Annotated in this window: 11 protein-coding genes; 2 read left to right on the top strand and 9 right to left on the bottom strand. The window is 71.7% G+C overall.

Annotation, left to right across the window (positions count from 1 at the left end; all coding sequences use genetic code 11):
• Positions 1–159 precede the first annotated feature (159 nt).
• From V6V47_RS22585 to V6V47_RS22600, 4 genes are all read right to left on the bottom strand, one after another.
• Positions 160–444 (bottom strand): GlsB/YeaQ/YmgE family stress response membrane protein, encoded by a 285-nt coding sequence (locus V6V47_RS22585; protein WP_334630302.1) that lies wholly within the window; start codon positions 442–444, stop codon positions 160–162.
• A gap of 939 nt (positions 445–1,383) precedes the next feature.
• A complete protein-coding gene (locus V6V47_RS22590) occupies positions 1,384–1,668 on the bottom strand; it encodes a GlsB/YeaQ/YmgE family stress response membrane protein (RefSeq protein ID WP_334630303.1) in 285 nt (94 codons plus the stop codon).
• A gap of 362 nt (positions 1,669–2,030) precedes the next feature.
• On the bottom strand, positions 2,031–3,908 hold the full coding sequence (gene lepA / locus V6V47_RS22595) for a translation elongation factor 4 (protein ID WP_334630304.1): 1,878 nt from the start codon (positions 3,906–3,908) through the stop codon (positions 2,031–2,033).
• A 115-nt stretch (positions 3,909–4,023) separates the two neighbouring features.
• Complete coding sequence (locus V6V47_RS22600; RefSeq protein WP_334630305.1) at positions 4,024–4,560, bottom strand: DUF4240 domain-containing protein; 537 nt, start codon at positions 4,558–4,560, stop codon at positions 4,024–4,026.
• Between V6V47_RS22600 and V6V47_RS22605 the strand changes: the two genes are divergently transcribed.
• Positions 4,559–5,608 carry a phosphotransferase gene (locus tag V6V47_RS22605; protein WP_442934284.1) on the top strand — a complete coding sequence of 350 codons (1,050 nt, stop codon included), beginning with the start codon at positions 4,559–4,561 and terminating at the stop codon, positions 5,606–5,608. The two genes, V6V47_RS22600 and V6V47_RS22605, sit on opposite strands and share 2 nt — an antisense overlap.
• Positions 5,609–5,764: 156 nt before the next feature.
• The gene (gene rpsT / locus V6V47_RS22610; protein ID WP_334630307.1) at positions 5,765–6,031 is read left to right on the top strand and encodes a 30S ribosomal protein S20; all 267 of its coding nucleotides are present in this window, start codon (positions 5,765–5,767) and stop codon (positions 6,029–6,031) included.
• Positions 6,032–6,158: 127 nt separating this feature from the next.
• Here the strand turns inward: rpsT and V6V47_RS22615 are convergent, their stop codons facing one another.
• The 5 genes from V6V47_RS22615 to V6V47_RS22635 all read right to left on the bottom strand — a co-directional run bounded on the left by V6V47_RS22615 (position 6,159) and on the right by V6V47_RS22635 (position 11,510).
• A complete protein-coding gene (locus tag V6V47_RS22615) occupies positions 6,159–6,587 on the bottom strand; it encodes a hypothetical protein (RefSeq protein WP_334630308.1) in 429 nt (142 codons plus the stop codon).
• Complete coding sequence (gene holA, locus V6V47_RS22620; RefSeq protein ID WP_334630348.1) at positions 6,584–7,564, bottom strand: DNA polymerase III subunit delta; 981 nt, start codon at positions 7,562–7,564, stop codon at positions 6,584–6,586. The genes V6V47_RS22615 and holA overlap by 4 nt, the downstream gene beginning before the upstream one ends.
• Positions 7,565–7,824: 260 nt before the next feature.
• Entirely contained in the window at positions 7,825–10,233 is a 2,409-nt protein-coding gene (locus V6V47_RS22625) for a ComEC/Rec2 family competence protein (RefSeq protein WP_334630309.1), read from the bottom strand.
• On the bottom strand, positions 10,230–11,033 hold the full coding sequence (locus V6V47_RS22630) for a helix-hairpin-helix domain-containing protein (protein WP_334630310.1): 804 nt from the start codon (positions 11,031–11,033) through the stop codon (positions 10,230–10,232). The genes V6V47_RS22625 and V6V47_RS22630 overlap by 4 nt, the downstream gene beginning before the upstream one ends.
• A 102-nt stretch (positions 11,034–11,135) precedes the next feature.
• A complete protein-coding gene (locus tag V6V47_RS22635; protein ID WP_334630311.1) occupies positions 11,136–11,510 on the bottom strand; it encodes a VOC family protein in 375 nt (124 codons plus the stop codon).

The raw sequence follows: 11,510 nt of genomic DNA on the forward strand, positions 1-11,510 counted from the left end.
ACGAAGAATTCCTTTACGACAGTGGAGAGTGTGGCGACGGTACCGCAGGAGAACCTTGCCTGGAGCTGTGGCATTGCTCCGAAGTCGGGCACTCCACCACGAAAGAGCGCCCGACCATCCGGTCGGGCGCTCTTTCGAGATTGCGGTGATGCGAGGTTGTTACCGGGTGACGCTGCGGCGGCCACCCACACCGGCCACCAGCGCGACCGCGATCGCGGCCACCACGACCTGCACCAGCAGCTCGCCCCAGTCGACCCCGTTGGTCTCCGTCGCGATACCGATCGCCCGCGCCAGCACCGTACCCAGCAGCGCCGCGCCGACACCGATCAGCAGGTGCAGCCAGATCGGCATGTTCTGCCGGCCCGGGACGACGAGGCGGCCCAGGGCCCCGACGATGAGACCAACAACGATCGCAGTGATGATGCCCCACACGGTGAGCTCCACGATGACCCTCCTCTAACAAAGTTCTGACACACGATGTGTGCTTTCTGTCGTGACCGCTAAGTTCCCGGCGCACCGAAATTCCAAACCGACTTTGTCCACCAGACGATCACGACCGACCCCACAGGGACACGTTCCCCCGAGCCCACGCGCTCGCCCCCGCGCTCGCCCTCTCGCTTCCCCCGCGCGCTCGACCTCCCGCTCCCGCGCGCTCGCCCTCCCGCCAAGATCCGCGCAACAACAGTGAAAGTGCTGCCTCCCGACGCGACGAGGCAGCACTTTCGGCGAAACTGCGTAGATCTTGACGCCGCCCGGTCGGCGTGCCGTGGGTTCATCGGCCGCCCGGCGCTCGGCCCTGCGGCTTCGCGGCCATCCCGGCGACCCGTCGGCGCTCCTGGCCGCTCGGGCACCCGGACCTGCGCGCGGCGCGGCCGACCATCCGGGGTGTATCCGGGCAACACGGGCGGGCCGGAACCGCTGATCGACTCAGCTTCCTTGTATCCGCGGTGTTCGGGCGTCTGCGATACCCCGACTACCAGGACACCGAGTCGATCACGCCGGAGGTCGGGTTCTCTGGCTGGCACCGGCACCAGCTCGCCGATATCGGGGTGTCCCGGCCGCGAGATACCCCCAGGTCACCGACCTGGAGTTGATCCGCCCTTGCGCGGCGCCGGGACGAGCTCAGCTGACCGCGCGGGCACTCCTCCCGAGCGGATCGCAGACCGACAGGCCCGAACGGGTCGCAGGAACGCTTGCGGCAGCGACCGAGCGGCAATCGCAGCAGGAACGCTTGCGGCAGTGACCGAGCGGCAATCGCAGCAGGGACGCTCGCGGCAGTGACCGAGCGGCAATCGCAGGGTGCAGGCGCAACGCCGACGGGCGCCCGACCTGTTGGTCGGGCGCCCGTCGGCAGTTGCTGTGTTACGAGGTGCTGCGGGGGTGTTATCGGGTGACGCTGCGGCGGCCACCAACACCGGCCACCACCGCGACCGCGATCGCGGCCACCACGACCTGCACCAGCAGCTCGCCCCAGTCGATCCCGTTGGTCTCGGTCGCGATACCGACCGCCCGCGCCAGCACCGTGCCCAGCAGGGCCGCGCCGACACCGATCAGCATGTGCAGCCACATCGGCATGTTCTGGCGGCCCGGGACGATCAGGCGGCCCAGGGCGCCGACGATGAGACCAACAACAAGCGCAGTGATGATGCCCCACACGGTGAGCTCCATGGCCGCCTCCTCCAACGAAGTTCTGACACACAATGTGTGTTTCCTGTCGTGGCCGCTAAGTTCCCGACCCACCAAAAATCCAAACCGACTCACCGCTCAGCGATTGGCGTACGTCGATCATGGTGCGGTGCGTCGATTGGCACTGGGCCACGTCCACACAGGTAGGAGGCGGTGCGAGCGGCCCATCCCCACACGTCGAGGCTCAGAAAAACTTTCCACCACCCGCCGGTAACGCCACCGCAGACCCGCACCGACGCACCGGAGGAGGTAGGACGAGGCGAGCCGGGCAGACGGCAACGGCCGGCGCCCCCCGGGGCGCCGGCCGTGCTCGTCAGGTCAACGCCAGCGCACCGGCGCCGCTGTCACTTCTTGGTGGCGGGCTTGCCGTCGCCGGAGTCGGAGGAGAGGGCGGCGATGAAGGCCTCCTGCGGGACCTCGACCCGACCGACCATCTTCATCCGCTTCTTGCCTTCCTTCTGCTTCTCCAGCAGCTTGCGCTTGCGGCTGATGTCACCGCCGTAGCACTTGGCGAGCACGTCCTTGCGGATCGCCCGGATCGTCTCCCGGGCGATGACCCGGCTGCCGATGGCCGCCTGGATCGGCACCTCGAACTGCTGGCGCGGGATCAGGGTACGGAGCTTGGCGGCGATGGTGACGCCGTAGTTGTACGCCTTGTCCTTGTGCACGATGGCGCTGAACGCGTCCACCGCCTCGCCGTGCAGCAGGATGTCGACCTTCACCAGGTCGGACGCCTGCTCGTCGGTGGGCTCGTAGTCGAGCGAGGCGTAGCCCTTGGTCCGGCTCTTCAACTGGTCGAAGAAATCGTAGATGATCTCGGCGAGGGGCAGCGTGTAGCGCAACTCGACCCGGTCCGCGGAGAGGTAGTCCATGCCCAGCAGGCTGCCGCGCCGGCCCTGGCACAGCTCCATCACCGCGCCCACGTAGTCGTTGGGCGTGAGGACGGTGGCCCGGACCACCGGCTCGTACACCTCGGCGATCTTGCCGCTCGGGTACTCGCTCGGATTGGTCACGACGATCTCCTCGCCGTCGTCCGTGATCGCCCGGTAGACCACGTTCGGCGCGGTGGAGATCAGGTCGAGGTTGTACTCGCGCTCCAGCCGCTCCCGGATGATCTCCAGGTGGAGCAGGCCGAGGAAGCCGCAGCGGAAGCCGAAGCCGAGCGCACCGGAGGTCTCCGGCTCGTAGTCCAGCGCGGCGTCGTTGAGCTTGAGTTTGTCCAGAGCCTCGCGCAGGTTGGGGTAGTCGGACCCGTCGATCGGGTAGAGGCCGGAGTAGACCATCGGCCTCGGGTCCTTGTAGCCACCCAGCGCCTCGGTCGCCGGCCGGCTGTTGATGGTGACCGTGTCGCCGACCCGGGACTGCCGGACGTCCTTCACGCCGGTGATCAGGTAACCGACCTCGCCGACGCCGAGCGCCTCGGCCTTGACCATCTCCGGCGAGATGACGCCGATCTCCAGCAGCTCGTGCACTGCCCCGGTGGACATCATCTTGATCCGGTCACGGGCGCTGATCCGGCCGTCGATGACCCGGACGTAGGTCACGACGCCGCGATAGACGTCGTACACCGAATCGAAGATCATCGCGCGGGCGGGCGCTGCGGCGTCGCCGACCGGCGGGATGAACTGCCGGACGATCTCGTCGAGCAGGTGCGGCACGCCCTCGCCGGTCTTGCCGGAGACCCGGATGCAGTCGGCGGGGTCGCCACCGATCAGGTGGGCCAGCTCCTCGGCGTACTTCTCCGGCTGGGCCGCCGGCAGGTCGATCTTGTTGAGCACCGGGATGATGCGCAGGTCGTTCTCGAGCGCCAGGTAGAGATTGGCCAGGGTCTGCGCCTCGATGCCCTGCGCGGCGTCGACCAGCAGCACGGCGCCCTCGCAGGCGGCCAGCGATCGGGACACCTCGTAGGTGAAGTCGACGTGCCCCGGGGTGTCGATCATGTTGAGCACCGCGTGCTCGCCGGCCCGGTCACCCTCGCGGATGGTCCACGGCATCCGGACGGCCTGGCTCTTGATGGTGATGCCGCGCTCGCGCTCGATGTCCATCCGGTCCAGGTACTGCGCGCGCATCTGCCGGGGGTCGACCACGCCGGTGAGCTGCAGCATCCGGTCGGCCAGGGTCGACTTTCCGTGGTCGATGTGCGCGATGATGCCGAAGTTTCGGATGCGACCGGGGTCGGTGGCACCAGGAGCATTCGCGCCGGGATCGAGCTTCGGTGGCACAGCGGTCCGTTCTGGTCGGCTGACGTGAGCGGGCCGGCGCGACGCCGGCCCCCTCTATGTTCCCACGCCGCCGGGGTACGCCCGCTGCGCGGGCGAGGGATCGGCCGCGAACCCGTCACTCGAGCGGCGGCTCCACGAAGAGAGTGGCCAGCCGGGGCAGCCGGCGGCGGGCCTCCTCCTCGTCGTCGAAGTCCCAGAAGTCGTTGAGGTCCGGCACGCGCACCGGCTCGCGGTCCGCCGGCAGTTCCGCTGCGGTCGCCTTGCGGTAGGCGTCCCACGGCACCGCCAGCATCTGCTCGGCGGAGAACTCCTCGCCGCTCAGCGAGGCGGCCCGCACCTGGGGCAGCTCGGCCAGCGAGTCCGGGTCGGTGACCGTGCGGGCGAAGACCGCCCGTCCCTGCGTCATCAGCCAACCCCGGAAGTGCTCGAAGCCGTCCGCCGAGGCACCGCCGTTGATCAGGTACGCCGCTCCCCAGAGGTCGGCCTTGTGCGAGGCGGCCAGCACCCGCGCCTGGTGCCGGGCGTACCCGACGATGTCCTCCGGGTCGCGCTCGGCGAGCAGCGCGACGGCCCGTGCGGCGACCGGGCCCGGCTCTCCCCCACCGCCAGCGCGGGCCTGGTCGATCAGCTGCCAGAAGTCCTCGGTCCTCATGGCTTGGCAGTCTGGCAGTGTCGACGCGCGTCGCGCACGTACCCCGGGGCAGCATGGTGGGGTGTCTCCCCCGTCGCTGCCCCCGGTGCCGTACCACGAGAGCGCCCTGCGCCCGTCGTGGTCGGCGCTGCCGGCGGCCGTGCGGGACGCGGTCGCCGCCCGGCTCGGCGCGCCGGTGGTCACCGCCCGCGTCGCCGGCGCGGGCTTCACCCGGGGCTTCGCCGCCGTGCTCGCCACGGCCGAGGGCGGTCGGGCCTTCGTGAAGGCGGCGCCGTCCGCCGAGCAACCGCATCTTGCCGATTGGTACGCCCGAGAGGCCGCGATCCTCGACCGGCTGCCGGCGGACCTGCCGGCGCCCCGCCCCCGGTGGACGCTGCACGAGGCCGGCTGGTTCGTGCTCTGCACCGACGCCGTCGACGGGCACACTCCTCGGCTGCCCTGGGTGCCGGCCGAGCTGGACGCCGCCCTCGCCGGGTACGCCGAGGTTGCCGCCGCGCTGGCCGACCCGCCGGCTGAGCTGACCGCGCTCGGTCTGCCGCACCTGGCCGACCTGGCCCGCTCGGACATCCTGTGGTGGGAGGAGGTCGCTGCCGGTCGAGAGCCGCCGCCGGCACTGCCCGCGCCCGCGGGGGGTCGGCTGCCCGAACTGGTGGCGCTGGAGTCCCGTCTCCCCCTCTACGCCGCCGGGGCGACCGGCCTGATCCACGGCGACCTGCGGGTGGACAACGTGCTCATCGGGGCGGACGGACGGGCCTGGTTCTGTGACTGGACCTGGCTCTGTCACGGGCCGGCCTGGTTCGACCTGGCCGGCCTGCTGCTCACCGCGTACGCCAGCGGGTTGGACGCCGACCGGCTCTTCGCGGCGCACCCGGCGACGGCGGACGCACCCCCGGACGCGCTGGACGCCACCCTGGCCGCGCTGGCCGGCTACTACCTCACCGGCGCCGCGGCGGCACCGGTGACAGCCTCGCCGCACCTGCCCGCGCACCAGCGGTGGAGCGGCGAGCAGGCGCTCGACTGGCTCGCCCGCCGCCAGGGTTGGGCGTAACCTGGTCCCCGATGGGCCGGGTCCGTCCGCGCGAAGGCCGAGCCGTTTTGGCTCGTCCCGGGCGACCTGGTAACCTGGCTCTTCGCGCAGTGATGATGCATGTTCGTCATCCGCGCATAAGCTGACCAACCCGAGCTATCAAGACGAGGCTGTCGCGTGGCGAACATCAAGTCCCAGATCAAGCGCAACCGGCAGAACGAGAAGGCCCGGCTGCGCAACAAGTCGGTCAAGTCGTCGCTGAAGACCGCCGTCCGGAAGTTCCACGAGGCTGCTGAGGCCGGTGACGTCGAGAAGGCCACCGCGCTGATGCAGGACGCCTCGCGCAAGCTGGACAAGGCAGTCAGCAAGGGCGTGATCCACTCCAACCAGGCCGCGAACCGCAAGTCCGCGATCGCAAAGCGCGTGGTGGCGCTCTCCGCCTGACGACTTACCGTCAGACTGATTCGGAAAGCCCCGGGCCTCGGCCCGGGGCTTCCGTGTGTCCGCCCAACGGTGTGACCGGCTCCCGGCCTCGGGGCTGCCCGAGCAGCGGGCCGACGTGCTGGACCGGTCAGGCTGACCGGTCGGCGTGGTCCTTGGGCGGCACCGGCTCGACGGTGATCACCGCGCCGGTGACGCTGTGCGTGACCCACTCCACCCGAGCCCGGCCGATCACCGGCTCCGGCTCCATCTGCCGGCGGAAGCGGTCCCGTTCCTGCTCCGGCACGAGCGCGGCGGAACGGACCACGATCGCGGCCACCATGTCGTTGAGCTTGACCATCGCCGCCACCACGACGGGCAGCACCAGTACGGCCCACCAGGTGACCAACTCGGCGAGTGCGAGCAGCACGGCCAGGGCGATGGTGCCCTCGAAGAAGAGGAAGCAGAGCACCCCACCGGGGTTGACGAACCGCAGACCGAGGACCCGGGCGTAGAGCGGCCGGTAGCGCTCCTCCTCGACGGGGATGGTGGCCCACGCCGTACGGTTCGGGCCCGTCACCGAGCGCTGCCCTGCCGGGCCGCCACGACCGAGAAGACGGCGCGTTCCAGGGCGTACGCCCGGTCGTCCGAGCCGCCCTTGACGGCGGCGTTGCACTCGGCGGCGACCTGCATGGCGCGGACCAAACCCTCCGGCGTCCAGCCACGCCCCTGCCGCTGCGCCCGCTCGATCTTCCAGGCCGGCATCCCGAGGCTGCTGGCGAGCTGGTACGGGTTGCCCCGCCCCGCCGAGGCCACCCGAGCCACCGTACGGACCCCGTCGGCCAGGGCGTCGGCGATGGGCACCGGGTCGACCCCGACGTGCAGGGCCCAGCGCAGCGCTTCCAGTGCCGCCGGCACGTCGCCGACCATGGTGGCGTCGGCCACCGTGAAGCCGGTCACCTCGACCCGACCCCGGTAGTAGCGGGCGACTGTGTCGGCACCGATCCGACCGTCGGTGTCGGCGACCAACTGGGAGCAGGCGGCGGACAGCTCACGCAGGTCGTTGCCGACGGCCGCGATCAGCGCTTCGGCGGCGTCGTCGGTGCACTTGCCGCCGGCCCGGCGGATCTCGTCGCGGACGAAGCTCACCCGGTCGCGGTGCCCCTTGAGCTTGGCCGCCGGAACCACGGTGGCACCAGCCGCCCGCAGCCCGTCGGCGAACGCCTTACCCTTGGCCGCGCCCAGGTGCAGCACCAGCAGTTGGACTTCCGGGTCGGGGTTCTTCGCGTACGCCAGCAGCGCGGCGACCAGGTCCTTGCGAGCGTCCTGGCCGGAACGCAGGATCAGCAGCCGCCGCCCGCCGAACAGCGAGGGGCTGAGCATCTCGGCGATCTCGCCGACGGTGAGCGCGCTGGCCTGGTACTCGCGGACGTCCACGTCGGGGTCGACACCGCGCGCCCGCGCGACAGCTTCGGACACCGCGCGCGTGGCGAGCAACTCCTCGTCACCGAGGACGAGCAGAATGGGAGCGAGGCTGGCCGAGGTCACGCCGCCCATATTCGCACGGTCCACGGCGAATCGTGCCTGGTCATTCATCACGTGATCGGCGCAGCCCGCACTCAGTGCAAATCCCGACATTCATCTCCATTCATCACCTATTTCGCTATTCACCTGCCACGTCGGGTGCGGATCCGCGCGCTTGCTTGATCCACACGAGGTCAGGGATATCGCGGTGTCGAGCCATCGGTGTCACCCCGACATCGCTGATCTGGAGTCGATCAATGCGGATATGGCCACGAACTGTCGCACCGGTCGACTCAGGATTGCCGGCCCGGTGGCACCCCTCGGCGGACGACGGCCAGGCCAGCGCCAGCCCGGAGCGCCGCGAGGTCGCCATCGGTGTCGGTCCGCAACACCCGGGCGCCACCCCTGCTCAGCCGTGCGAGGAGCCCGGGATTCGGGTGCCCGTAGGTGTTCCCGGTGCCCACCGGCACCAGGGCGATGGTCGGTCTTACCGCGTCGAGGAACCCCGGATCCTGGTACGCCGAACCGTGATGGGCGACCTTCACCACGTCCGCCCGTAACTGCCCCGGCGCTGCCCGCGTCAGCAGCGCGTGCTGCTCCTCGGTCTCCGCGTCGCCGGGCAGCAGGATCCGCACCCCGGCCACGGTGGCGAGCAGCACCAGCGAGTTGTTGTTCGGGTCGGACCTGGTGCCGGTCAGCGGGTACGGCGGGCCGAGCACGAGCAGGTCGACCCCGCCCACCGGATGCCGGGCACCGGCGACGGTGGTCAACATCGCCGCCCGCCCACCGGCCGCCGCCGCGCGGACCAGATCTCGGCCGCTCGCCGGCTCGGTCGACGGTGGAGTCAGCACGGCAACCACCCGCCGCCCCCGGAACACCCCGGCCACCCCACCGACGTGGTCGGCGTGGAAATGGCTGATCACCAGCAGCGGCACCTCCCGGATGCCGAGCCGCCGCAGGCAACCGTCCACCGCACCCGGTTCCGGCCCGGCGTCCACCACCACCGCCCGGCCGGGGTCGACCGGGAGCACCAGGGCGTCGCCCTGGCCCACCGCGCAGGCCACCACCACCCAGCCGGGCGGCGGCCAGCCGGTGGCCACCAGCCGGACCGGTAGGGCACCGAGCAGCGCGGCGACACCAACCACCGCCACCAGCCGCCGTATCAGTGGCCGGCGCACCGCGACCAGCAGCGCCACCGTCAGCGCCGCCAGCAGCAGGGCACCCGACACACCACCCGGCCACGGTAGGTTGCCGGCCGGCAGCCGGGCGCCCTGCTTGGCGATGACGACCAGCCACCAGGCCGGCCAACTCGCCAACCACGCGGCGAACTCGGCACCGGCCGGCCAGACCGGCGACACGACGGCCGCCAGCACGCCGAGCACGGTCGCCGGCGCGATGGCCGGCACCGCCAGCAGGTTGGCCGGCACCGCCACCAGGCTGACCGTGCCGGAGATGCCGGCGACGACCGGCCCGCAGGCCAGTTGCGCGGCCGCCGGCACGGCCAGCGCCTCGGCCAGCCCGGCCGGGACGCCCCGCCGCCGCAACCCGTCCCGCCAGCGAGGTGCGAGCAGCAGCAGACCGCCGGTGGCCAGCACGGACAGCGCGAACCCGGGATCACCGGCCAACTCCGGGTCCACCAGCACCAGCACGGTGACGGCGGCGGCCAACGCGGGCAGCGCGGCCCGGGGACGGCCGGCGGCCAGCGCGGCGAGGCCGATTGCGCCCATGGTGGCCGCACGAACGACGCTCGGCGACGGGCGGACCAGGATGACGAAACCCACCAGCGCCAGCCCGCAGAGCCCGACCGCGAGCCACGGACCGGCCCGCGCCCAGCGGGCCAGCAACAGCACCGCTCCCACCACAATCGCCACGTTCGATCCGGAGACGGCATTCAAATGCGTCATGCCGGTGGCCCGGAAGTCTTCCTCGACGGCGGGCGGTAGCCGGCTGGTGTCGCCCACCACCAGACCAGGCAGCAGGCCACCCGGCTCGTCGGGGAGCGGGGCGCAGGCCCGTTGCAGGCCGGCACGGAGCGCCCCGGCGGCGCGCTGAGCCCAGGAGGAGACACCGTGCGGCACCGGTGGGCCGTTCGCGCTGAGCACCGCCGCGGTGAGGTCACCACCACGCGGAAGACCGAGCCGTCCCTCGGCGGTGAGGCGCTGCCCCGGCAGCAGACCCCGCCAGGCCGGATCGGTGGTCAGGGCGAGCAGTCGGACCGGGGCCCGGACCCGTCGACCGTCCGGGCCGGTGAGCTGGACCAACTCGGTCGACACCAGCAGCATGCCCGGCCGCCCGGCGGAGCGGATCGGACGCGGATCGTCCCGCACGATCAGCTCGGCGGTGACCGGGACGCGTTGCTCGGCCAGGGCACGGATCGGCGGCGCGTCCCGGACGACGAGCCGGGCCGCGGTGGCCGCCGCACCGCAGACCACGCCGAGGCCGACCGCAACGGCGATCCAGCCGTACCGGTGGACGGCGGCCCGAGGCTGGCCGAGGCGGCCGAGCAGGTGCAGCGCGCCAACTGCCGTTGCGGCGGCCACCACGCCGGCCACCAGCAGGATCGCGCGGACGCCGAGGTGCAGGCCGGCCAACGCGGTCAGCCACGCGGCCACGGCCAGCCCCGCCAGCCGCAGATCCGGCGGCGAGGGCTCGACCTGGGCCACGACCGCGCTGCCCGGCGGCCGCACGGGGTGACCGGTCACACCGTCACCAGGTCCTTGAGCTGCTCGTAGCGGGCGTCGCCGATGCCGTCGACCTGGCGCAGGTCGCCGACGGACTTGAACCCACCGTGCTGGTCCCGGTGGGTGAGGATCCGTTGGGCGAGCACCGGCCCGACCCCGGGCAGCGCGTCGAGCTGCGCCAGCGTGGCAGTGTTGAGATTCAATGGCCCGACCGGTGCCGCCCCGCCCGCCGCCGGCCCGGCCGCACCACCCGGTGCCGGCGGTGGCGTCACCCCGACCACGATCAGCTCACCGTCGGTGACCTTGCGAGCCGGGTTGAGCAGTGCCACGTCGACCCCGGGCAGCGCGCCGCCCGCCGCCTGCAACGCGTCGGCGAGCCGAGCGCCGGCCGGCAACCGCACCAATCCGGGCCGGCGGACCTTGCCGGCGACCGTCACCACCAGCTCGCCTCCCCCGGACGCGCTGGGCATGGCCGCCGCGGTGGCCGACTCGGCAACACTGGCCAGCGGGGCGACCGGCTCCGCGTGCGGCCGGGACCGCCAGGCCCAACCGGCCGCGGCCAACACCACCACCGCAGCGACGACCGCCAGCGCGCGCACCCCACGCCGGCCCGGGTCGAACGCGCCGGGCCCCGGCAGCCGCGACCCCGCAGGGCCTTCCGCCGCAGGGGGTACGCCCGCGAGCGGCTCCCCGGCGCGGGGCGGCAGCACGCCAACCAGGGGTACGCCCGCGAGCGGCGCGCCTGCCGGCGGCAGGACACCAACCGGCTCCGTCAGGCGGCGCAGGCGCTGACGGACCTCTGACTCCTCGTCGTGCGACACACCGCGACGCTATGGCGACGGAACGCAGGGCGCCTCGCGTTGGCCTTCCCCTGTGGATAAGTCAGACCACGGTGGATAACGCCCTGATCATGCCTGGAGCTGCTACAGGTACGGCCGCGTGATGATCTCGATCGCGTGGCCCGCCGGATCGAAGAAGTAGAAGCCGCGCCCACCGTGTTCGGTGTTGGTCTCCCCTTCGCGCTGCAATTGCGGGTCGGCCCAGTACGTGATGCCGCGCCCCTCGACGAACGCCAGGCACCGCCCGAACAGCTCATCGTCGACCAGGAACGCGTAGTGCTGCATCTGGATGTCCACCGGCGGCTCGGCGAACTGGAGCAGTACGCCCTCGTCCAGCAGGACGTTGACGAACGGTCCCCACGAAGGCGCCTCCGGCAGCTCGAACAGCTCCCGATAGAACGCGGCCGACGCGTTCTTGTCCTTGCTGGCGATGATGGTGTGGTTGAACGTGACTGTCAT

The sequence above is a fragment of the Micromonospora sp. CPCC 205539 genome (genome assembly GCF_036906815.1).
GTDB lineage: Bacteria > Actinomycetota > Actinomycetes > Mycobacteriales > Micromonosporaceae > Micromonospora.

Coding starts and splice junctions, on each gene's coding strand:
- V6V47_RS22590 (WP_334630303.1), bottom strand. CDS start 1,668: ATGGAGCTCACCGTGTGGGGCATCATCACTGCGCTTGTTGTTGGTCTC.
- V6V47_RS22605 (WP_442934284.1), top strand. CDS start 4,559: ATGGCTTGGCAGTCTGGCAGTGTCGACGCGCGTCGCGCACGTACCCCG.
- V6V47_RS22600 (WP_334630305.1), bottom strand. CDS start 4,560: ATGAGGACCGAGGACTTCTGGCAGCTGATCGACCAGGCCCGCGCTGGC.
- holA (WP_334630348.1), bottom strand. CDS start 7,564: ATGGGCGGCGTGACCTCGGCCAGCCTCGCTCCCATTCTGCTCGTCCTC.
- V6V47_RS22635 (WP_334630311.1), bottom strand. CDS start 11,510: ATGACAGTCACGTTCAACCACACCATCATCGCCAGCAAGGACAAGAAC.